Annotated in this window: 20 protein-coding genes; all 20 read right to left on the bottom strand. The window is 28.6% G+C overall.

The window, feature by feature from the left end:
- Positions 1-464 (bottom strand): pyridoxal-phosphate dependent enzyme (locus tag IC214_RS18330; RefSeq protein ID WP_227866873.1); only part of this gene is annotated, 464 nt, incomplete at its 3' end.
- A 595-nt stretch (positions 465-1,059) separates the two neighbouring features.
- The gene (locus tag IC214_RS18335; protein WP_227434735.1) at positions 1,060-1,731 is read right to left on the bottom strand and encodes a flavodoxin family protein; all 672 of its coding nucleotides are present in this window, start codon (positions 1,729-1,731) and stop codon (positions 1,060-1,062) included.
- A gap of 81 nt (positions 1,732-1,812) precedes the next feature.
- The gene (locus IC214_RS18340) at positions 1,813-4,029 is read right to left on the bottom strand and encodes a xanthine dehydrogenase family protein molybdopterin-binding subunit (protein WP_227434736.1); all 2,217 of its coding nucleotides are present in this window, start codon (positions 4,027-4,029) and stop codon (positions 1,813-1,815) included.
- A 2-nt stretch (positions 4,030-4,031) separates the two neighbouring features.
- A complete protein-coding gene (locus IC214_RS18345; protein ID WP_227434737.1) occupies positions 4,032-4,502 on the bottom strand; it encodes a (2Fe-2S)-binding protein in 471 nt (156 codons plus the stop codon).
- Positions 4,503-4,563: 61 nt separating this feature from the next.
- Complete coding sequence (locus IC214_RS18350) at positions 4,564-5,958, bottom strand: amidohydrolase family protein (RefSeq protein WP_227434738.1); 1,395 nt, start codon at positions 5,956-5,958, stop codon at positions 4,564-4,566.
- Positions 5,959-6,030: 72 nt separating this feature from the next.
- Positions 6,031-7,392 (bottom strand): uracil-xanthine permease family protein, encoded by a 1,362-nt coding sequence (locus tag IC214_RS18355; protein ID WP_227434739.1) that lies wholly within the window; start codon positions 7,390-7,392, stop codon positions 6,031-6,033.
- Positions 7,393-7,687: 295 nt separating this feature from the next.
- Positions 7,688-9,010 (bottom strand): uracil-xanthine permease family protein, encoded by a 1,323-nt coding sequence (locus tag IC214_RS18360; protein WP_227434942.1) that lies wholly within the window; start codon positions 9,008-9,010, stop codon positions 7,688-7,690.
- 346 nt (positions 9,011-9,356) lie between these two features.
- A complete protein-coding gene (locus IC214_RS18365; protein WP_227434740.1) occupies positions 9,357-10,397 on the bottom strand; it encodes a sigma-54 interaction domain-containing protein in 1,041 nt (346 codons plus the stop codon).
- A gap of 336 nt (positions 10,398-10,733) precedes the next feature.
- On the bottom strand, positions 10,734-12,002 hold the full coding sequence (locus IC214_RS18370) for an McrC family protein (RefSeq protein ID WP_227830596.1): 1,269 nt from the start codon (positions 12,000-12,002) through the stop codon (positions 10,734-10,736).
- Complete coding sequence (locus IC214_RS18375; protein ID WP_227482573.1) at positions 11,995-13,929, bottom strand: McrB family protein; 1,935 nt, start codon at positions 13,927-13,929, stop codon at positions 11,995-11,997. The genes IC214_RS18370 and IC214_RS18375 overlap by 8 nt, the downstream gene beginning before the upstream one ends.
- A gap of 27 nt (positions 13,930-13,956) precedes the next feature.
- Positions 13,957-14,679: a cell division protein gene (locus IC214_RS18380; RefSeq protein ID WP_227482572.1), complete on the bottom strand. Its 723-nt coding sequence runs from the start codon at positions 14,677-14,679 to the stop codon at positions 13,957-13,959.
- A gap of 49 nt (positions 14,680-14,728) precedes the next feature.
- Positions 14,729-15,706, bottom strand: coding sequence for a helix-turn-helix transcriptional regulator (locus IC214_RS18385; RefSeq protein ID WP_227482571.1), 978 nt, complete (start codon positions 15,704-15,706; stop codon positions 14,729-14,731).
- Between the two features lie 73 nt (positions 15,707-15,779).
- Positions 15,780-16,280: a QueT transporter family protein gene (locus IC214_RS18390; RefSeq protein WP_227434745.1), complete on the bottom strand. Its 501-nt coding sequence runs from the start codon at positions 16,278-16,280 to the stop codon at positions 15,780-15,782.
- Between the two features lie 282 nt (positions 16,281-16,562).
- Positions 16,563-16,871, bottom strand: a complete 309-nt coding sequence (locus tag IC214_RS18395; protein WP_227434746.1) for a hypothetical protein — start codon at positions 16,869-16,871, stop codon at positions 16,563-16,565.
- Between the two features lie 142 nt (positions 16,872-17,013).
- Complete coding sequence (locus tag IC214_RS18400) at positions 17,014-19,278, bottom strand: molybdopterin cofactor-binding domain-containing protein (RefSeq protein WP_227835971.1); 2,265 nt, start codon at positions 19,276-19,278, stop codon at positions 17,014-17,016.
- A gap of 3 nt (positions 19,279-19,281) precedes the next feature.
- Positions 19,282-19,731 carry a (2Fe-2S)-binding protein gene (locus tag IC214_RS18405; RefSeq protein ID WP_227434748.1) on the bottom strand — a complete coding sequence of 150 codons (450 nt, stop codon included), beginning with the start codon at positions 19,729-19,731 and terminating at the stop codon, positions 19,282-19,284.
- Entirely contained in the window at positions 19,731-20,519 is a 789-nt protein-coding gene (locus IC214_RS18410; protein WP_227434749.1) for an FAD binding domain-containing protein, read from the bottom strand. Before IC214_RS18410 ends, IC214_RS18405 begins: the two co-directional genes overlap by 1 nt.
- 193 nt (positions 20,520-20,712) lie before the next feature.
- On the bottom strand, positions 20,713-21,981 hold the full coding sequence (locus IC214_RS18415; protein WP_227434750.1) for a cation:proton antiporter: 1,269 nt from the start codon (positions 21,979-21,981) through the stop codon (positions 20,713-20,715).
- Positions 21,982-22,325: 344 nt separating this feature from the next.
- Entirely contained in the window at positions 22,326-22,487 is a 162-nt protein-coding gene (locus IC214_RS18420) for a DNA polymerase III (RefSeq protein WP_227482569.1), read from the bottom strand.
- A gap of 205 nt (positions 22,488-22,692) precedes the next feature.
- Entirely contained in the window at positions 22,693-23,772 is a 1,080-nt protein-coding gene (locus IC214_RS18425) for a lysylphosphatidylglycerol synthase transmembrane domain-containing protein (RefSeq protein WP_227434752.1), read from the bottom strand.
- Positions 23,773-23,847: the final 75 nt, after the last annotated feature.

The raw sequence follows: 23,847 nt of genomic DNA on the forward strand, positions 1-23,847 counted from the left end.
AATCTAAATTCAGAAGAACCTTTTGGCATTAATACAACAGATTTTTGACCTAATTTATTAGCTGTCCAAGCAACTCCTCTACCATGATTTCCATCTGTAGCTGTAAAGAAAGTTATTTCTCCTAATTTTTCTTTTATTTCATCTGAAGTTAATTTTTCATATCCTAACTCTGATATATCTGTATCTAATCTTTGAGCTAAGTATTTACCCATAGAGTAAGAACCACCCAAAACTTTAAATGCATTTAATCCAAATCTATAAGATTCATCCTTAACATATACTCCTGCAACACCTAATTTTTTTGCTAAACCTTCTAGGTTTGCTAATGGAGTTTCTTTATATTGAGGAAAGCTTTTATGGAAGTTTCTAACCTTAGTTATTTCTTGTTCATTTAAAAATTTGATACAATTTTCTTTATCACCCTTTGGCAGATTGTTTACTTTCCATTTAATTTCTTTTAGCATCTAAAATACCTCCAAATTATTGTTAAATTTTTATACTCTATATATTAGCAATTAACATGCCAACACTTAATATATATCAAATATTTTTCTGTGTCTATTTAGCATAGAATTTGCAATACTTTCAACTTTTTTTACTTTTATCTATTAGGTTATCTAATGTATATAGAATTTGATAATAAAAAAACCTTTTTCATCTTCTCACTTTTTAATTCTCATTTTTAAAATTTAAAAATTAATACTTAAAACGTATTCCTTATGTATTTTTTGACATATAAATCTATAAAATATTTAATAAAAGACATAAAATAGTGATGTAATATTTTATTACATCACTATTTTTTATTGAGCGAATAGTAAAAATTCAACTCGTATGTATATAAGTTTGTAACTGTATCAACTTAGTTTTCAGTTATGGAATTTTGTGATAAAGTGAAACAAACAACACTACTTTTGGCATTCACATAAATAATTGCAGATTTGTAATTATCATCTGTCAGATTAAAGTAAAATGCTATATTTCCTTTTCCCTTAGAGTGTCAACTTTATATCTCACATATCCATATGTCTTTATTTTTTTTGAAGAAGTAATTGCTTTTTAATGGTCTCTAAGAGGTGATTTTTCATCTTTTTTAACATCTAATTCTTCTTTTACAAGATTCCATTTTTCAAGACCAAACTTAGAAACCATAACTGCTTCTGCAGCACCTTTTCCAAGTCTTTTTACTGTGTCCATACCTGTTTCGTCTTCTTGAGCCCCTTTTGCTTTTCCATCTTTACTCCATATTGTACCGCCTATATAGCATCCTCCTAATCCTCCAGATACTAACATTTCATGCATTAAGAAGAAATTTATTATAGGAAGTTTTGTTAATTCTTGACCACCATATCTAGTTCCACCAGTAGTTATAGCTGCTCCAACTTTATTTTGAAGTTTTCCTGGATGAACTAAATACATAGGACGAAGTCTATTAAATACTGCTGTAAGTTGAGCAGTTATATTCATATCATACACTGGAGAACCCACTATAATTCCATCTGCTTCTAATATTTTTTGCTCTAATTCTTGTATGTCATCTTTTATGATACACATAGTCTCTTTTCTTATACATGCATCACAATGCACACAAGGACTTATTTTTTTCCCTCTAACTGACCAATACTCAGTTTCTATACCAGGTATAGTTTCAGCTTCTTTCAAAGCTTCTAATACTGCATATTCTGTTGCTCCTTTACGTGGACTTCCACAAATACCTAATATCTTTGCCATAACAATATCTCCTCATCAAATAAATCTATTTTTATTACTTTCTATAACTTTAATAAAGTTTCATTTTAAGTTTAAGTATTATTATTTTAATTTTATTGGCAATGAATGTATCTCTACATTAGTTGCATCATATACTGCATTTGCTACAGCAGGTGCAACTGGTACAACTGCACATTCACCAATACTCTTGCCACCAAAAGGTCCAGCTTTTTCATAACTATTTACAAATGCAACTTGACACTTTGGCATATCGACAGTTCTAAATAATTTATAATTTTTAAAATCAGTAGCTTTAGGTCTTCCTTGCTCATCAAAGGCTAGCTCTTCACTTAACGCATAACCTAACCCCATATGAATTCCGCCTTCTAATTGACCTTCTAAATTTAGAGGATTTATAACTCTACCAACATCATGTACAGCTACAAAATCAACTACTTTTACATCTTTAGTTTCTTTATCTACTAAAACTTCAGCAAAATGTACACCATAAGAAGTAATACCTGCTGGAGAAGAGTAATCTTCAACAACTGTCAATTCTCTCAAAGACTTACTTTGACTATATACTGCAACATCAGATAATGATGCTTTAATATTTTCATCAAGTTTACTGATTACATATCCATTATCTAGATATAGCTCTTCTTTTGAAATTTCGAGTAATTTTTCTGCTTCTTCCAGTATTAAAGTCTTTAATTTTTCTGCTGTCTTTTTAGCTCCTCCACCTTCTACAAATACACCTCTACTTGCATAATCTCCAAGATTAAATGTACATGCATCAGTATCAGTTTCAAAAGTATCAACTTTATCAGGAGTTATTCCCAAAACTTCAGCTACCATCATTGTTTGCATAGTTACAACACCATTACCCATATCATGTGCTCCCGTAAGTAGTGTTAGTGTACCATCTTCGTTTAATTTAAGAGTCAATGTGACAACATCTCTATGTGCACCAAAAACTCCATTACCATGTGCACCTATTGCCATACCTATACCTCTTAAATAATTTCCTTCTTCTTTTGGAAGAGCTTTCTTCTCATCCCATTTAAACATTTTTTTACCTTGTTCAATACAATCAAGAACTCTAGGATTGCCAAGAGAACCGTGGAAGATTATATCAACATCATCTGGCTCTACAGCATTCTTATTTTGAAAATCTACTAAATCCATACCTATTTTCTTAGCTATTTTTGCAAATTGAGCTTGTTGAGCCATAAATATTTGAGGTGAACCATAACCTCTCATGGCACCTGCTATTGGTGTATTTGTATATACTGGTATTCCAGTAAATTTTATATTTGGTATTTTATAGACTTTAAACACTTTATGGCTAAGTGCTCCTATAACATTTAATGCACTTGATGCATATGCACCTGTATTTGTGTATATTTTTATCTCCTGTGCTATTACTTCTCCATCTTTATTTACACCAGTTTTTAGTTTTACAAAAGACCCATGACGAGTTCTTGTTGATATCATAGACTCTTTTCTTGTAAGAACCATTTTGACTGGTCTTCTCGTCATTTTTGACAATGCTGCTGCTACTGGCTCAATTGTCATTTCTAATTTCCCACCAAATGAACCTCCAATAGCAGGTCTTATAACTCTTATCTTATTTAATGACATCCCAAAAATTTGAGATAATATTATTCTAAAACCAAATGTATTTTGGCAAGGTGTATGTACAATCAATTTATCATTATAATCATAATGTGCAATTACGCTGTGAGTTTCTATTGCACTATGATGTATAGCAGGAGTAGAGTATTCGTCTTCAAAGATGTAGTCACATTCTTTAAAACCTTTTTCTACATCTCCACCATTTATATTATTTTGAGAAACCATGTTTGAATCTCCGTGTATACATATAGCATCTTCTTTTATTGCATCTTGTATAGTAAATATAGCTGGTAATTCTTCATATTCTACTTTTATAAGTTTTACAGCTTTTTCTGCTATTTCTGGTGTTTCTGCTGCAACTGCTGCTACACGGTCACCTACAAATCTAACTGTATCTGAAAAAATAACTTCATTTTCAGGTATATTATGTTCATAAAATCGTAAAGAACCATTATATTTTCTCTGTGATGTATTGAGATGTGTAGCTATGGCTCTAACTCCAACGATTTTCTCGGCTTCACTTGTATCTATACTTTTTATTTTTGCATGTGCTACTGGGCTTAAAAGCATTTTAGCATGAAGTGCATTTTGCGGTTTCATGTCTGCTACATACTTCATTTGACCAGTAACTTTTAAAGCTGCATCTTTTAGAGGGTATGATTTTCCTATGACTTTTTCCATAACTATCTACCTCCTAATCTAGCTGCAGATAATTTTACAGCTTCTATAATTTTTATATATCCTGTGCATCTGCAGAGATTTTCTTTAAAAGCCTCTCTAATCTCATCTTCACTAGGAGATGAATTTCTATTTAAAAGAGCTTGTGTAGTTATAATCATGCCAGGAGTGCAATATCCACATTGTACAGCTCCAACTTCTATAAAAGCTTCTTGTATTGGATGAAGATTTTCTCCATTAGCAAAACTTTCTATAGTGTATATAACTTTATCTTCACAGTTCCTTGCAAGAAGTTTACAAGATTTTATATCTACTCCATCTATCAAAACTTTACATGCTCCACAACTGCCACTATTACAACCTTGTTTCGCTCCAGTTAGATTTAATTTTTCACGAAGTACATGCAAAAGAGTTTCATTCTTTTCAACTTCTACTTCATACATGTAATCATTAATATTTAATTTTATTTTTTCCATTTTCTCCTCCTACAGATAAACTAATGTTGTAATAGAATATTATTACAAGTTTGTTTTTATACTAGTATAAGCTATTCCACTTATGCCCTTCCATTCTATTAGTTACATTAGCTCTCTTACATAATTCTTCTGCTGCATGTTGAGCATTCAATAAGACTTGTTCTTCACTTTCAATTGTAGTAACTCTACCATTTTCAAGTATTATATTTCCATCAACTAAGACACTTTCTACATTGTGCATACTAGCTGAGTATACCAAAGTTGATACAGGATTGTGAAGAGGTATTGATTTTGGAGAAAGCATTGAGTTAAATATTACTAAATCAGCTTTTTTTCCAACCTCTAAAGAACCTATTTCATCTTCCATTCTAAGAGTTCTTGCTCCCTCAATTGTAGCCATTTCAAGGACTTTTTCTGCAGAAATTGCAAGAGGGTCACAATTGTTTACCTTATGTTGTAAAGCTGTTAATTTCATAAGTTCTACCATATCTTGTGCATTGTTACTTGCTGCACCATCAAGACCTAAGCTTACATTTATACCCTTCTTTAACATTTCTGGAACAGGTGCAACACCAGAAGCAAGATACATATTACTTGCAACATTATGAGAAACTTTTATATCATACTTTTTAAGCATTTCCATGTCCTCATCAGTTATACATACACAATGCACTGCTACAACCTCTGGACCTACTATTCCCCATTTTTCAAGTAATTTTATATCTATTTCCCCATGTATATCTTTTGTTGCTGTTCTTGCAAATTCAGTTTCAGAAATATGAACTGTGAAGTATGAATCATACTCTTTGACTATATTCCAAAGCATTTTACCCATTTCTTCAGATATAGCCCACATTGAAGAAGGTGCTACACAAATTTTTATTCTTCCATTTTCTGAATTATGATATTTTTCAAATACTCTTCTCAAATCCTTTTCAACCGTTTCCACGTCTTCTATAAGCTCTTTATGAATACCTAAATCTATACAGCCCCTACCAACTACTCCTCTTATACCTAAATCTTTATATGCTTTTACTATTCCATCTGTAAGTCCTGGTCTATTATGTGTATGCATATAATCAACCATTGTAGTTATACCACTTTTTAAACCTTCCATACATCCAAGCATTGCAGCATCATAGGTATCTTGTTCTGTCAAGAACTTTGCTGATGGAAACATCATTGTGTTTAACCATTCATGAAGTGCCATGTCGTCTCCTAGACCTTTTAATAATACTTGGAATAGATGATTATGAGTGTTTATAAATCCAGGGAATATCACTTTTCCTTTAGCATCTATAACCTTTTTAACATCAGTATACTTCACCTCAACATCATCTGTATTTCCTATATCTAAGATTCTGTCACCTTGAATAGCTATTGCTCCATCAAATATAACTTCTCTATTTTTATTAACTGTAACAACTATTGCATTTTTTATTAGTATATCAATCATCTTAAATCCCCCTTTTAATACTTTCATTACAACATTTTATCACATAGCTTTCTCATATCATATCTAATACATTTATCCAATATTTTCCTCAAGATTTGAAGTAACGTTTTCAGCTTTCTTACTTCCTTTTAGTTTAAATAGTGTTTGAAGTAATATAGCTATTATTGCTCCAGAAACTATACTTGAGCCTCCTAGGACAGTTCCAATTGTTGCTGGAAATTGGTCTAAAACTTGTGGAGCAGTTGTAAGACCCATGCTTGTTGCTATAGATACTCCTGCTATAAGATTATTTTCTTCAGTAAAACCATCCATACTCATAATAGAAAAACCAGACATTGCTATTGATGAAAATACTACTAAAGTTGCTCCACCAACAACACAAGATGGTATAGTTGTCATTATTGCTCCTAATGCTGGAGATATTCCTGCTAGCAATAATACAAGTGCTCCTAATGCTATTACAAATCTACTTGTAACTTTATTCATAGATACAATTACTGTGTTTTGGCTGAATACTCCAGTTGGAAGAGCTGCAAATAGTGATGAAATTATAGAAGTTACAGAGTTTCCTAAAACAACTGATGATAACTCTTCATCAGTTACCTCTCTGTCCATTGCACCTATTGTTGCTATTGTACACGCACCCATCATATCAGCTATACCTATTATGTAAATAATAGTAAACATTACTATTAACTCTGGTCTAAATTCCAATCCAAAAGCTGCTGGTGTTGGCAAAGATACTATAGCTGCACCTTTAACTGCAGAAAAATCAACTAATCCTAAAACTAAAGATATAGCATATCCTACTAATATTCCAATTAATATTGAAGAGTTTTTAACTAAGCCTTTACCATACTTATTTATCATTATTATTACAAAAGCAACTATAACTCCTACTATAAAATTTATTGGACTTCCAAATGTTTGTGCACCTTCTCCTCCTGCTAAATTCTTTATAGCTGTTGCAAATAATCCAAGTCCCATACATGCTATTATAGTTCCAGAAACTATAGAAGTGAATATATGTCTAATTTTCTTAACTGCAAATCCTACAAAGAATACGATTACCCCAGCAGCAATTTGTGCTCCAAATAGAGCTGCTAAACCGTCTTTAGCTGCTACAGAAAGACAGGCCCCTAAAAATACATAACTCATTCCCATCATTACAGGTAATCTTGAACCTAATTTAAATCCTTTAAATAAAGGTATTGGATATAATTGTAAAAACGTTGCCAAACCTGCTGCTAACATAGAGCCTTGAATCAACATCGTCGCTTGCCCCTGGTTAAGTCCTACCACGTTTGCTATTAATATTGCAGGCACCATATTTCCTACTATCATTGCTAACAAATGTTGTAAAGCTAAAGGTACCGATTCCTTTAGTGGTGGTATCCCATCCACATCATATTTTGAAGTATTACGTGTTTTCATAAAATAAATCCTCCCATACATAAATATCTTGACTAAATATTTTATAATTATTTTCTATAAATATTTTTATGACCATGAATTTATTGCTCAACCGATAACCACAGCTAAACTGAGCTATTTTTATAAAAATTTAACAAACGTGCAAATATACCCTCCCCGATTTTCTTTTTGACTAAACATTAAATGTCTGATGTATACTCTTTATTAAATTTCTTATTAAAATGAATAGCTATCTGAAGTAATCTAACAATCTCATAATAAAATAATTTAAACAACCCTTTTAAATTATCATTTTTTAATTAGCCTTTTCCATAACAGCTCTTTCTTTAGCTTCATCTTCTAGACTTTTATTTGGTATTATTAGATTTAAAACAAATGCAACCAATGTCGCAATTACTATTGGAGATTCTCCAAATACTAACTTTACAAATGGAGGAAATGCTTCCTGTGCTGCCGGAACTGATGTTATTCCCATACCTAAAGCTATTGCCAAACCTACAATAGTAATATTCCTTGATGACAATTCTTCTGTAATAATTAACTTTATACCTGTCATTGTTATCATACTGAATATAGATATTGTAGCCCCTCCTAAAACAGAATATGGTATAGTTGTCATCAATGCACCAAACTTAGGTACAAACCCCGATAATAACATAAATATACCAGCTATTCCAAGTACAAATCTGCTTATTACTTTGTTCATAGCTACCATACCTACATTTTGACTATATGATGATGGTGGTAAACCTCCAAACAAAGCACCTATCATAGTACAAATTCCACTTCCTATTACTCCACTTGACAGTTCTTTATCTGTTATATTTCTATCCATACCTCCCATTGTAGTAGCTGACAAATCTCCAATTGCTTGAACAGCATTGATTATACTTACAATTACTACAGAGATTACTACTGGTATATCAAATTTAAGTCCAAATTCAAGTGGCTTAGGTATAGCAAACCAAGCTGCCTCTCTAATAGGGTCAAAATTTATTATGCCCAAAACTAAAGATACACAATATCCAACTATAATTCCCAAAAATATTGCTGCCAATTTTGCATAACCTTTTGCAAATTGACTAAGACCTATAACTACCACTAGTGTTATAGCTGCTACTGCCCAATTTTGCATAGAGCCATAAGTAGGGCTATTTACACCACCTGCCATATAATTTATTGCTATAGGATATAAAGATAATCCAATTGTAAAAACTACTGTTCCTGCAACTATATTAGGAAAAAATTTTCTTATCTTTTTTATAAATATTCCTATTAATACTGTAGCCACTCCCCCTATTAATTGTGCTCCCAATATGCTCGCTAGTCCATAACTTCCTCCAACTGCTACGAGTGTTGGCACATAAGTAAAACCGACTCCAAAAATTATAGGCAATCTTGAACCAATATTTACTATTGGATATAGTTGTATAAGTGTTGATATTCCAGCTATTATTAATGCATATTGCACTAAAAGTGTTATTTGTGTGGCACTAGCACCAACAGCTCCTCCCACAACTATAGGTACTGTGACAGTTCCAACTATCATTGCTAGTATATGCTGCATTGATAGTGGTAAACACTTTAAAATTGGTGGCCTTCCATCAATATCAAACATAGATACACTTTTTTGATATTTACTCAAGGTTATCACTCCCAACTATTTTTTAATGACAGTTATTATTCAACATCCTTTCTTTTTTATTTTGTCATCTTGATTTAATATGAAGCAATTATAATGCCAATATTTTAACAAAATTGTTTTACATATATAATTTTTATTATATTTGTTAGTATTTAATAATTTGATAAAGCATTTCTTTTTTTAAATTCTTTCAAATTTTTTTTATTTTTGGATAATAAAATCTTATTACAAAAAAAATCACTTAGAAAATAGTTTTTCAAGTGATTTTTATCAATTTTATAATTTCAAATTTTAGAATTGAGAATTAAAAGAATAATTACTATACATCTATCTTTCTATACAATGTTGCTAGCGATATTCCAAGCTTTTTAGCAGCTAACTTTTTAGATTTAGTATCATTTCCATAAAACTTTAATACCTTTTTTATATATGCTCTCTCAAATTCTTCAAGGGTAAGTATATCTTGTTCCATATTTATTTCATAGTCACTTTCCTCAAGTAATTTTATATTTATTTTGTTTAACTTAAAATATTCAATTATCTTTCTATTTATTATACCTTTATGTATTATCCCATCTTCTTCAAGAAGATTTAAAGCCAATTCTATAGTGTTTTCTAATTCTCTTATATTTCCTGGCCACGGATATTTAAGCAGCATATGTTCTACATCTGGCTCTATATGGTATACATTTTTTTTCATCTTCCTTGAATATTTATCTATAAAATTATTTATTAATATTTGTATATCATCTCCTCTATCTCTAAGAGGAGGTACTTCTAGAGGTATTACATTCAATCTATAATATAAGTCTTCTCTAAATTTATTTTCTTTAACCAACTCAAATAAATCTCTATTAGTAGCTGATATAATTCTAACATCTATATCAATTAGTTCATTTGAACCTATTCTTGTAAACTTCTTTTCCTGTAACACTCTCAAAAGCTTTGATTGTAATTGAATTGGCATATCCCCTATCTCATCTAGAAATACAACTCCTCCATTAGCTAATTCAAATTTACCAATTTTGCCTTTTGAATCTGCCCCACTAAAAGCTCCTTTTGTATACCCAAAAAGTTCACTTTCTAGCAAGGGCTCTGGTATAGCAGCACAGTTTATAGCAACGAATGTTTTATTCCCTCTGTTTCCTGCGAGATGAATGGCTCTTGCTATTAACTCTTTTCCAGTGCCACTTTCTCCAGTTATCGCTACAGTAGAATCACTATTTCCAATTTTACAAATTCTATTTTTAAGAGCAAGCATTACATCAGACTCCCCAATTATAGAGTCTACTGTTGTTGTTCCCCAAATATTGTATACTTCCATTCCACCATACATTACTGAATCACTGTGTTTATCCATAAAATATCAACTCCAAATAAGTATTATATATAATCATCATTTAAATTATCTATTTAATTATATCATAACAGAAAAGCTTAGTTATAATTTTACAATAATATTTTAATTTTCAAATGAAGCTTAAGAAAAAATATACCTACTTAAATTTCAATTTAGCAGGTATACTTTCTTTATTTTGCAAGCATTCTATGCTAAATAAGCAATTATAGTGCCATGTTTAACATCTAAAATAGTTTACAAAAATTTTCATTTATTATTTTTTTATAGTTCTTATATGCTATAAAATTGTTTATTGCTTTATACAATGTATTTTTATTATTTTTATAATTCTTATTTTTAAAATTTATAATTAAAAATTATTTTTTTCAAATCAGATATGGTGTTTTTTATATTATCCAATCTTACAGTTTTTGCTTCTATAAATTTACCTTTAAACGACTCCAATAATCTCCAAGAGCTATAATTTTTATCTTTTTTAATACAAGGATATAATAATATACACCTTTTTGCATTTTCATAAGATGTTATATATGCATACATCTGATATATATCACTTGATCTATAGAAGATATTTGAATCCACTTCAATAGCTTTCCATTTTGTATCAATTATGATTTCAGATTCATATTTTGAATCATATAAAACTATATCTGGTCTTAAATTAAAAGTTTTCTTTCCTGTTTGCTCATTTTTTAAAAGAAATTTACTTTTATCTTGTATATACGTTTCTCTAAATTCATTATTCCATATATTTTTTATTAAGTTTCCGATATATTCTTCATATAAAATGTTTATTTCAAATAATATAGAAAATGCATCTTGATTATTTTCGCTGTTATCCATCGATAAATTTAAAAGTATAAGTTTCGCCAATGAGTAACAATCTTTAAATCTATCATTATTTTTATAAAATTTGTAATCCAATAGTTCTTCTCTATTTATATAAACTAAGTCCACATTATAAAAATAACTCAAAATTTTTTTTATCTTATTTTGAATTAAATTGTCATTTACTCTACATAATATAGATATACATGCCTTTTTTAAAACTTGATTCAAAAAATTATTTTCGCTATACTCATCATATTCACATTTTATTTTCATTGGAGATATATTTTTTTCTCTTGCATATTTACTTATTAATATCTTGCCTTTTACAACATTCGAATTATCTATCTTATTTATATATTCAAAATAAATCCCTCTCTTAATTTGCATTTGCATACTTTCAATAAAATACATAACAAAAAAATTCATGAGATTATAATTTTTTAAACTTGATTTTATATTTTCGTTTATTATAATTGGAATCTTATTACATGTAGAAAGCATTTGTAATAGCATTTCTCTATCTTTTACAATATCATTACTTAATGACAGCTTTGGAAGTATCTCCAATATTACATTTTCAAAATATATAACACCTACATAATTTATGAATCTCAGTTTTTTATATCTGATATCTATTATATTACTCTTTAACACATCATTATTATTATCCAGATATTTAAGTAATTTTTCATATTCAGTTTCTGTAAGTTCATTTTCACCATTACCTACTTTTATCCATTCATAAGTTTCCTTTACATATATATTTTTACTCATATATATTTTTTAACTCCTCAATAGATATATTTCGTTTTATACAATAATTAACTTTACTTTCCATTATTGATGAATTATTATTTTTAAATAATTTAGATGCTGTGATTTCTTCCTTATAAACAATATATTTGTCCTTTTCATTTTTACCTATACCACCTAAAATAAGTCCTACTTTTTCTGAGTCATAATAGAAATATTCTTGAAGAAGTGGTATTATTTTTTTTCTAAATACGGCCACTATATCATCAATATTTTCTACATTTAGTAAGTAGGCCTGTCCAATAACATGGTCTCTATCATATAAAAACTCTATTCTCTTATTAATTGTATATAGCATATTTTTAACATCTATTCCATCTACAACGGACAATAAATCATAGTCTGGCATAATTTCTTCAAAAGCAAATCTTCTTCTCAAAGCTATATCTAAAAGAGCTATGGATTTATCTGATGTATTCATAGTACCAATTATATATAAATTTGGAGGTAGAGAAAATCTTTCTTTTGAATATGGTAGTTTTACGATAGTTTGATTTGATTTAGTAAGTCTTTTATCATCTTCTAATAATGTTATTAATTCCCCAAATATTTTAGATATATTTCCTCTATTGATTTCATCTATTATTAAAACATAGTTTTCTGATTCTTCAAAATTAAAGTTCTCGACATCTTCTATATTATCAAGCACCAACATCTTTTTTCTTGCCTTTACATCTTCTATAGTTAAAGTATCTTTTTCTAACTCAAGATTTAGCTTCTTTTCAAGTTTCAACCCATCGTAACATGCTTCTATAGATATTTCCTTCAATATACCATCTTCTGGCTTAAAATTACCTTCACCATCGGATTTGAGACCTTCTATAAACTCTTCATATCCATATGATTGATGAAAAGTACAAAATTCTACATTATTTTTATAATCTACATAACTTGTACAATCATTATTTTTTAAACTAGTTTCATTTATTAAATTATAAACTATTTGTTTTGCATTATATGTTTTACCCGTCCCTGGTGGACCATAAAGTATGGTATTTAATGGAATTTTATTAATACATCTTTTTATATATTTTTCAACTAAATTATTATTTTCAAAGATAACCCATGCATTTCCATCAATATTCTCTTTTTCATTTTCTATCCATTCTACAGGTAAAAAACATCCACCTTCTGAAGTAGTTATTTTGTCTTTATCAAAACCCTCTTTAACTTGACAAACACCAAATAAGCTTTTCATTGTATGGTCATTTTCGTAACTTACTTTTTCGCTATTATATACTAGAATATAATCATCTGTATTTATATTTTTCAAGTTTTCTAATTGTTCTAAATTAGTAGGTTGAATAAACAGTTCTTCATTCTCTACACACTTATCTACATCTATATAATAATAGTTTTTTAGGTACCATTTATTATTGTCATTTTCTTCTATTCTTTTTTTTAATGATTTATTATGTTGCAATTTAATAATGTCTAAATATGTATTTATATCTTCATTATTTAATTTATAAAACTCACTCGTATATATTTTACAATTTAAAACTGTATCAAATGTGTACATCCATTTTATAGGTAATGTATGACCCAAGATATGACTTAATTCATAACCATTTTCAAAACTTTCTTCAACAATACCAATAAGAACACTATACTTAATTTTTCCTTCTACATTTTGATATGCCTTATATAGAAAATAATCTCCTTTTTTAACTGAAATAAATTTTTTTATAAAATCTTTGTCATTACAGTTCTCATTAATGTATTTTTCGGATTTTTTTCCCATATTAAGCACTTTTTTTAAATTTATTTTTATATCAAATCCCAATGCAATTATGCTTTCTTCTTTAAAAATTTGTGGTGTATCTGTCTCTTGATAAAAAAATTCTTCCATTAGCCAATACTCTGTAACATTTATATTTTCAGACATATACTTCTCCTTAATATCTAAAATACATTAATTATATAACATTCCCACTTTAATCTTTCCATCTAAATTTTCTTTTAAGTATAAAGAAAATATTATTTCATAGCCTTCTTCTACCTTACTTTGAATATTATTCATCAAATCATTTAATTCAACTAGTGAAAATTTATCATTTCCTTCAACAAAAACTATACCTTTTTTCCCAATAAATTCTTCACCAAAATGTTCCATATTTTCAAATAAAATATCTACTATTTCACTGTGCTGTTTTGAATCTTCAAATTCTTCAAAAGAATACTTAATCCCTTTATCACTTATAATAGCTTCTTTTAAATCAGTTATATCTATATTTATCATACAAGAGTCTGAAATAGATTCTATCATAACATTCATCAAATCAACAAATTTTAAAATACTATTTTCATTGACTTTAAATTCTCTATTAATTCCTAAGTCATCTTTATTTTCTTCTTCTGAAGAATTTATACCTATAGATAAAATTCGTCTTTCATTAGACATGTATGAAATAGCTTTTATAACTTCTCGACTTTGTTTATCTTCAGTTGAATATGCTAAAAATAATATGTCAACTCCATCTAAAAGACTTCTAACATATTCTTTTTCAACCTCTTGATTCATAGTAATTTTTTCTATATCCATATTTATTTTTACTTTTTCTTCTATTTCATTTATTATATTAATACCTTTAGCTCCAATACCAATTATCTTAGCATTCTTATTAAAACTTTCCATTATAATATATATCTCCTTAATAATTATTTAATTTTAACATTTTTAAATATTATATCATATTTTCTTCATAAAAATATTTTAACTCTTTAGCCCTATCATAAAGTAATTTATTCATAAATTTTGGTTCTATAACTTTAGCATCTTTTCCTATTGAAAATAATGTAGATATCCACCAATCTATTTCTTCATACTTTATAAATTTACTAATTGTTCCACTTCCATTTTCATTTAATTCTATATCCAAATCTAAAAAACTTCTAGTTATTTTAGAAATACCTTCTTTTGTGAGTAATACATGCAAATGAACAATTTCACTAGTTTTCTTAGTAATTGCCATCTCTTCATTTAACTTGCTATATACTGAATCTAGCCAACTTTTCAAACTTATACATGCTTTTTTAGACTCTCCTACTTTTTCGATTTCCAGTACTTTGTCTATACGTATTAGTATAATATTATCACTTTCATAGTCATACACTGGTGAAAACCAAAATCCTTCATTTAAATATATACCTATTGGGCATATTTTTTTCTCCAGCAACTGATTTCCAGATTTATATTTGATATTTAAAACACAAGAGTTTGATGAAGACCTGAAAAATTCAGTCACAATATTGGCATCAATATTTTTATAATTAGCTATAAACTCAATATATTTTTCAATGTTGTTTATACCTATTTTTGCACTACTTTCACGATTATAATTTATTTTTTTAATTATAGAATCAATTTCTTTTTTTATGTGTGAAAAATTGTAAACTTGTAGTGACTTAAATGCAAAAACTATAGACATAACTTCTTTTTCTGTAAATATAACAGGAGGTATATAGCTATTATTTAATACTCTATAACCTCCATTTCTACCTTTTTCTGCTTTAATTGGAAGCCCCATTTCATTTAATTCTATTAAATATCGTTGAATAGTTTTAGTTGAAAGATTAAACTTCTCTGACAACTCTTTGATTGTAAACTTTTGTCTATCATTAATATATGTCCAAACATCAGTTAATCTCTTTATCTTTGACAAATAAAATCCCCCTTATAATAATACTATTCTTAATTCACACTAATTTTTAATCTACAAAATAACTTTCTGCACTCTAAAACTTAATATCAATGATATTTCTATATTTTTTCATTAAAAAACAAAAGAATGGTACTCCTACCAAGGTTACTACTACAAATTCTCCAAAACCTACTTGTATCATCGATAATATTAGAGGAAGTCCAAAAAATATATTTAACATTAATCCAACTACAATTGCATTTATGATAGTAGGCCATATAGAAGCTATAATTAATGTGCTTTTATTTTGACCGCCTAACTTTCTAGTAATATACACTAAACTTGCACTTACAAATGTGGCAAATGTTCCAAAAATTATATCAGGTACACCATATGGACCTATTACATTGGCTAAAAAACAACCTAATGTAAGACCTACTATATATCCCTTATCTAAAAATGCTAGAAGCATCATAATCTCGGCTATCCTAAATTGTATTGGTCCATAACTTATAAATCCTAATGATAAAGTTAAAACTGCATAAATTGATGTAACAACTGCTGTTACTGCTATATTGGTACTATTTCTTCTCATATATCTCTCCTAGTGAAAATTTTATTGCTAAAAATTAATAATATAATTTTATTTTATACAAAATTTATAAACTTAAACAATAATTTAAAATAAATAACTTATTTTAACGAACTATTTTATTAATCTAATTTATATTATACAATAGAATACATATAAAATTAAATAGTTAGATTTTAAATATATGTTATAATTATCATATATATAAATTAAAATAAGTTTATATCTTAATTAAAAACATTAAAAAAGAGCCTTAAAATTAGGCTCTAATAATTTATTTTAAAATCAATGAACTCTAGCATCTTTTAATTTAGATAATATCATCCAAGTTCCTACACAATCAATTTCCAGCTGTTTCTCTATTTCATCATATAACATTTCTTGATATGATGTATTTAAAACAACATTTTCAACAAGTTTAGAAATTTCTTCTTCTACGAAGTCGATTTCTATTTGATTCTTCATTTCCTTAAAAAATACCCTTGCTTTTCTCTGACTTATTGAACGACCCTCAAAGCTGACTAAACATTCTAAAATGTTATTATCTCCTCTAAAATTATTTACTGCTCTCATATTATTTAGATTTCCAGCCAAAACATCATCCCCTTAGTTAATTTTATATTTTACAAGTAAAGTTTCATAATATTATAATAACTACTTATTAAATATCTTTCAACAGGTATGACATAACTGGTTGTTTAACATGTAAAACTAGTCTAAAATCTGTATAAAATACTTACTTATTCATTTCCATAAAAACTTTTTCAGGTGTAATAGGAAGTGTATTTACTCTAACCCCAACACCATTAAAAACAGCTTCTTGTATTGCTGGTAAAGGTGTATTTATAACAACCTCTCCAACAGATTTAGCTCCAAAAGGTCCTGTTGGCTCATAGTTTTCAACAAAATCAACTTCCACATTTCCAATATCACATCTAGCTGGAATCTTATATTGCATAAATGTGTTTGTATCCATGTTACCTTTTTCTGTATATCTAACTTCTTCAAACATTGCCATTCCAATACCTTGAACAATTCCACCTTCAACCTGTATCTTTGCTAAGTTTTTATTTATAACTGTTCCACAGTCCACTATGGCTACATAATTTAATAAGTTAACTTTTCCAGTTTCTTTATCAATTTCAGTTTCTGCAAAACCAGCTATAAAAGGTGGTGGTGATACTGGACTACCATGAGATGCAAGACCTATTAATTGATTAGTATTTGGTCCAATTGTAGAGTCAACTGCTATGTCAAATAACGAAGTACTGCATTCTTTACTAGTTAATTTTATACCATCAAATTCTAATTCGTCTTTATCTACACCTAGTTTAGTTGCTCCAGCAGATATTATTTTATCCCTTAAATCCTGAGCTGCCTTAACCACTGCCATCCCAGTTACATAAGTGGTACTTGAAGCATATGAACCTGGGTCATATGGGACCAAATCTGTATCTGCTGATATAACTGTTATATTTTCAATACTTGTCTCAAGAATTTCAGCAGCCATTTGAGCTAGAATTGTGTCACTTCCTGTACCCATATCAGTAGAACCTATCATAAGTGTATAGTCTCCACAGTCATTTAGTTTTATTTCAGCTGAAGATTTATCAAGCCCTTGTATACCAGAACCCTGCATAGTAATTGCCATACCCACACTTCTAACTTTTCCATTTTCAAGATGCTTACAAGGATATTTTTCATCCCATCCGATAAGTTCTTTCCCTTTATTTATACATTTTACTAAGTCTACACTATTTAAAGTTTTTCCATATGCAAAGGTAGTTTCACCTTGTGTTACTACATTTTTTAATCTCAAGTCCGTTGGGTCCATTTTTAATTTGTCAGCTAACATGTTTATAGTTGATTCAACAGCGAAACAGCCTTGAGAAGCTCCATACCCTCTAAGTGCACCTGCTGGCATTTTATTAGTATAAACTACATCTGCGATAAATCTTGTTGCCTCAACCTTATTATACATTGGTAAAGTCTTTTCCCCAACTAAGCCAATAGTTGTAGAAGCATGTTCTCCATATGCTCCTGTATCTGAAAGTGCATTTATATCGATAGCCTTTATTATTCCATCATTAGTAGCACCTAGTCGAACTTTTAGTTTCATTGCATGTCTACTAGTCGAACAATTAAAAGTTTCTTTTCTATCATATATTATTTTAGCTGGCTTACCTGTTTTTAAAGTTACAATAGCTGAAAAAATCTCAACACAAGCAGTTTGTTTACCACCAAAGCCACCACCAATTCTAGGTTTTATAACTCTAATTTTACTAGCTGGTAGTTCTAATGCACGGGATAGATGTCTTTTAACATGAAATGGTATTTGAGTTGAACTTACTACAACTAGTCTTCCAGCATGATCTAAATAGTTATATGATCTATACGTCTCCATCATTGCATGGGCTTGAGCTTGAGTATAATATGTTTCTTCAATCACTATGTCACAATTACTTAATACTTCTTCTATATCACCTTTTGTATAGTCATGATGTGACACTATATTCTTTTCTCTCTGCATACCTATTTCAAAATTACAATGTCTATCTTCATCATGTACTATAGTTTTATTTCCGATTGCCTCTTCAAAATTCAAAACAGGTGTTAGTACTTCATAATTTACCTTTATAAGATTCATTGCTTTAACTGCACTTTTTTCATCTATAGCTGCAACTATGGCTACCTCATCACCAACATATCTCACAACATCTTCAAGAATTAGCCTATCATAAGGTGATGGCTCTGGATAGGTTTGACCAGCAAGTGTAAATCTAGATTTTGGTACATCTTTATATGTTAAAATACATTCAACACCATCAACCATTTCTGCCTTTGATGTATCTATATCTTTTATCTTTGCATAAGCATAAGGGCTTCTAAGTATCTTTACTATTAAAGCATCTTTTGCTGCTAAATCATCAGTATATACAGGTTTTCCTGTTGTTATACTCATTCCATCTATTTTTTCAATTCCTTTTCCAACTATATTCATATTCTACTTTACCTCCAGATAAGTTTTGATAGCTCTTAACTGTCCCATATATCCTGTACATCTACATAAATTTCCTGTTAAATAATGTTTTATTTCTTCGTCTGTAGGGTTCTTAAGCTCATCTTTCATTGCAAGTACAGTAAGTATAAAGCCAGGAGAGCAGAAACCACATTGTTCAGCTCCTTCTTTTACCAAAACTTCACTAAATTCTTTAACTTCATTTTCTAAACCTTCAATTGTAGTTATCTCTTTATTTAAAACTCTCAAGGTTAATGTCGCACAAGATAATGTAGGTTTCTTATCTATTAAAACTGTACAGAGACCACAACAACCTGTATCACAACCCCTTTTTACACTTAAATTGCCAACTTTTCTTAAGGTATCAACCAAATATTCTTCTGGCTCTATATCAATATTTTTCATTTTTCCATTTATATTAAGCTTTACTAACATTAAATAACCTCCATTATAGCTCTTTTTAAAAGTACTTTACTCATAGCTTTTCTATAGTCTTTAGATGCTCTCATATTAGAACCAAATGTTAATTCCTCTGAAGCTATTTCTATTGCCCTATCTATATTAGCTTTATTAATTTCATTATTAGATAAAAATTCACTAGCTTTTTTTGCAATCATAGCTTTTTGAGGTCTTGCTCCTACACATAACTTAAACTTCTTACCATCTTTTGAAACAGACACATTCAAAATAGGGTAATCACTTTTTGCATTTCTCAATGACTTATAAGAGGCTTTTTTATTTTCCTTCTTTATATACACCTTAGTCAATAAGTCCTTCCCATAATCTCTATCTAAAAACTCTTCAAGGCTAATTCTCCCACCCTTATATAACTCTACTTCTGTATCTAATGAAAGCAATGCCACTATCAAATCAGAAAACCCATATTTAGAAAAGACTGTTGCACCAACTGTTACTACATTTCTAAACTGAATTCCTATTATATCTTTAACTGAATCTTCTATTATTTTACCAAAATTATCTTTTATTATTGAACTTGTTTCCAATGTTCTAAAAGTAGTCATAGAACCAATTTCAACATACTCTTTATCTTCTTTTATATAATCTAGGTTTAGGTTAGATAACTCTATTCCTGTTCCTATTCTTTTTTTCCCCATTCTTAAAAAAGCACTTCCACCAATTACTTGATTAGTTTTTCTTTTATTTAAAATTGAGTACGCTTCTTCCACTGTATCTGGTTGTACAATATCTATAACCGTAAACATAAATTTCCTCCCTTATTCGCTATTCTTATTTTAAATACAACTAATTATATCACAGCTTCAACAAATTTTGATAATAAATATATGCAATATGTAAATTATGTAAATTCATTTTTACATAAAAAATAGCTACTTCAATAATTATCACTAGATAACCTTAAAATAGCCATTATTATGTATCCTTTAAAGTGAAAAACTAAAAAGTTGATACCTTTTCGCTTATATTTATCACTTCTTCTTCTAATAATCCAAGTTTTTTAGCTACCAATTTTGTAGTGCTTCCTTGTATTACTAATGTAATTAATATAGACATAAATACTACTGATGAAATTACTTCATATCCAGGAACTTTCATTGCTGAAATAATACCACAAAGTGCAGCTGGGATTACACCAGTTTCTCTTACCCACATCATGAACAATATTTCATTTTTACTCCATTTTGCTTCTCTGTCTGCAAGTGCACATACTAAGACACAAATTGGTCTTGCTATAAACATTAATACTAGCACTGCAATTACAGATGGTACAAAATATTTACCTAACTGAGCCAAATTAACTTGACTACCTAATATTATGAATATCGCCATACGACAAATAGTTCCTAAAGTCTCAGCAACATAAAAATCTGCATCATAAGATTTTTGGCTTAACCATATTTTAAAGTTTTTCTTGTTACCAGTTATTATACCTACAATAAAGCAAGACATATATCCACTTCCGCCTAATTTTGTAGATAATTCATATGCAACCACAACTGAAATAACAGATATTATTGGTGCAAAATCTTTAAATATACCATATGGCTTATCATTAACCAATTTCAAAAGCAGTATTCCTGTAATTAGACCAACTACAATTCCTACAACAACCATTGTACCTAATTCATAAATATTGGCACTTAAAGAAAACTTATTTGATAAAATTACAGCTAACACTGCTGATGTTAATATAGCTCCTGTTGCATCATTAAAAGCTGATTCACTTATTACAGTTTGTTTTACTCTATCCTTTATCTTTACTTGATTAAATATAGGTACAAGAGTAGCAGGGTCTGTTGATGCTATTATAGTTCCTGCTAATAAAGCAGTCATTGCACTTACTCCAAAAGTAAATCCTATTACTTGTTGCATTATAAAAGCAGATATCACTACTCCTACAGTAGCTAGTAAAAATACAGATATCTTTACATTTCTCAAAACTTTTAAACTTATTTCTTTTCCACCTAAATATAATATAAATGCAGAACCAAATGTAAGTATCAGTTGATTCTCTATTTGGAATCCACGAATATCTATAAATTTCAAAAATGATGGTCCTATTAAAATACCTACAAGTAAAAATAATACAACATCTGGAACTTTTACGATTTCGCTAAGTTTGCTGCAAATTATTCCAGTTATACTCACAATAGCAAAAATTATCAATAAATTATTGCTGGCAATTGTATGTATAGATGATTCCATGTCAGTCTCTCCTCCTAATATGCATGTATACAACATATTCATTTATTCATTTTACTATACAATTATAGCACAGAAATAAATGTTATCAATCATATTTTTTATCACTTGCAACTTTACCTTCATTTTTGACAATTAAATAACGCTCATATAATTTTATCTTTTTTTTCTTGCCAAGAAAAGGTTGATTTTGTCAAGTTTTATGCATCTATAAAATAACGTTGTCCCCCATACAGGTGCATTTTAGACGATTTTCGACTTTTTTTATCATTAAAATAAGTTTAAATTTAACAATAAAACATCTCATTATATTATTTTTTTAAAACACACCATTTTCAACTACTTCATTAACTTGGACGATTGATTTTTTTCTTATCTATTCTATCTCCAAGCATACTACCTATATTTTTACTTGGATATAGTTCTTCAGCAATTTCGATTTTATTATCACTATTTTTTTTAATATTAGAATTACTCATTTGTTTTTCATTTTCTTTATTTTGTTTCATATTTTCTCCTTTTCTAAATAATATAGAGTTTGTATTTATTACTTATTATTTCAAATTTCTATAATTTTAATCAAAAAAGGGAAATATCTCAATACAATACAGCTTATTTTAGCAGTATATTTATATTTAGAATTTCCCTAATAATAATTTTATCGATTAAATTTTACAAACTAAGTAATTTATATTTCTTTTTATTTTCTAATAATTAAACTTTTTCAATAACTTCTCCTAAACTAGAATTACTTTTGTTATCATGTTTCCAGTTATTCAATGTATAATGTGTTCTGAATGTAAACAATCCTGAAATTATTAATAACATATAATATACAAATCCACTATACAAAAGCACTGAATATCCCAATAATTCTTTTGGAATTATGTTTGAGAACATGGTAAAAAATGTAACTTCATTTGCTCCAACATTTCCTGGTGTTGGAACTGGTGATATTGCCATGTATAAAAATACTTGCAATGTCATTATATGTATATATGATACTCCTTTTAAATTTGAAGCTTTATACACACAATAAACTATACTAAAGTATGCTATAAGTTGTAGTGCAGTAAGCAATATGCTTAAAAATAAAATCCTTACATTTTTGATAAATATTTTTATAGAATAATTGTAGTCATCAATATAATGATTTATTCTATCTCTTTTTAAATCTAAAAATTTAAATGCTTTAAATTTAGATAAAAAATTAATCAAAACCTCTGCTATCATTTTTACTTGCTTAGGACTAAATACTATTAAGAGTCCTCCTAATAGCATGCTTACATTCATGGTCATCCCAGCGGCGATTAAAACTCTAACTGAATGCACTTGTTCCATTAATAATGACTTATTCAATAAAATTAAAATTCCACAAAATATAGTAACTGTACTTTGAAATACAACTGTCTTATTAGTAACTATGGCTACAGATTTACTGAGACTAACATCATACTTTGTAAGTGCATATATTTGCATTGGCTGACTCCCAGATGCAAAGGGAGTAACTAAATTATAATAAAATCCCATTGTAGCCATTTTGATACCTATAAATTTTACTTTTGTTTTTTGAACTGCATTTATTATCAAATGTGTCACAATAGATTCAATTATCATATATATTAACATTATTAGTATGCCAAGAAATATATAGGTTTTATTTACTAGACTTATAATTTTAGGTATTAGTTTTACATCTAAAGTGGTTGATACTAAATAAGTAGTAATACATATCAAAAATATCAGAAATCCATATTGAATAAAATCTTTCTCTTTTTTGGATAATTTTCTCATTTATTTTCTCCTAAATTTTTTCATATCACTATACAATAGTATACTACTTAGCATATTCTTTGCAATACTTTAAAA

Origin of the sequence: Clostridioides sp. ES-S-0190-01 (genome assembly GCF_020658275.1) — a bacterium.
In the GTDB taxonomy this organism is placed as follows: domain Bacteria; phylum Bacillota; class Clostridia; order Peptostreptococcales; family Peptostreptococcaceae; genus Clostridioides.

Coding starts and splice junctions, on each gene's coding strand:
- IC214_RS18390 (WP_227434745.1), bottom strand. CDS start 16,280: ATGAGAAGAAATAGTACCAATATAGCAGTAACAGCAGTTGTTACATCA.
- IC214_RS18425 (WP_227434752.1), bottom strand. CDS start 23,772: ATGAGAAAATTATCCAAAAAAGAGAAAGATTTTATTCAATATGGATTT.
- IC214_RS18370 (WP_227830596.1), bottom strand. CDS start 12,002: ATGAGTAAAAATATATATGTAAAGGAAACTTATGAATGGATAAAAGTA.
- IC214_RS18360 (WP_227434942.1), bottom strand. CDS start 9,010: ATGTTTGATATTGATGGAAGGCCACCAATTTTAAAGTGTTTACCACTA.
- IC214_RS18380 (WP_227482572.1), bottom strand. CDS start 14,679: ATGGAAAGTTTTAATAAGAATGCTAAGATAATTGGTATTGGAGCTAAA.
- IC214_RS18405 (WP_227434748.1), bottom strand. CDS start 19,731: ATGTTAGTAAAGCTTAATATAAATGGAAAAATGAAAAATATTGATATA.
- IC214_RS18340 (WP_227434736.1), bottom strand. CDS start 4,029: ATGGAAAAAGTCATAGGAAAATCATACCCTCTAAAAGATGCAGCTTTA.
- IC214_RS18375 (WP_227482573.1), bottom strand. CDS start 13,929: ATGTCTGAAAATATAAATGTTACAGAGTATTGGCTAATGGAAGAATTT.
- IC214_RS18400 (WP_227835971.1), bottom strand. CDS start 19,278: ATGAATATAGTTGGAAAAGGAATTGAAAAAATAGATGGAATGAGTATA.
- IC214_RS18350 (WP_227434738.1), bottom strand. CDS start 5,958: ATGATTGATATACTAATAAAAAATGCAATAGTTGTTACAGTTAATAAA.
- IC214_RS18335 (WP_227434735.1), bottom strand. CDS start 1,731: ATGGCAAAGATATTAGGTATTTGTGGAAGTCCACGTAAAGGAGCAACA.
- IC214_RS18355 (WP_227434739.1), bottom strand. CDS start 7,392: ATGAAAACACGTAATACTTCAAAATATGATGTGGATGGGATACCACCA.
- IC214_RS18345 (WP_227434737.1), bottom strand. CDS start 4,502: ATGGAAAAAATAAAATTAAATATTAATGATTACATGTATGAAGTAGAA.
- IC214_RS18420 (WP_227482569.1), bottom strand. CDS start 22,487: ATGAAACAAAATAAAGAAAATGAAAAACAAATGAGTAATTCTAATATT.
- IC214_RS18410 (WP_227434749.1), bottom strand. CDS start 20,519: ATGTTTACGGTTATAGATATTGTACAACCAGATACAGTGGAAGAAGCG.
- IC214_RS18415 (WP_227434750.1), bottom strand. CDS start 21,981: ATGGAATCATCTATACATACAATTGCCAGCAATAATTTATTGATAATT.
- IC214_RS18365 (WP_227434740.1), bottom strand. CDS start 10,397: ATGGATAAACACAGTGATTCAGTAATGTATGGTGGAATGGAAGTATAC.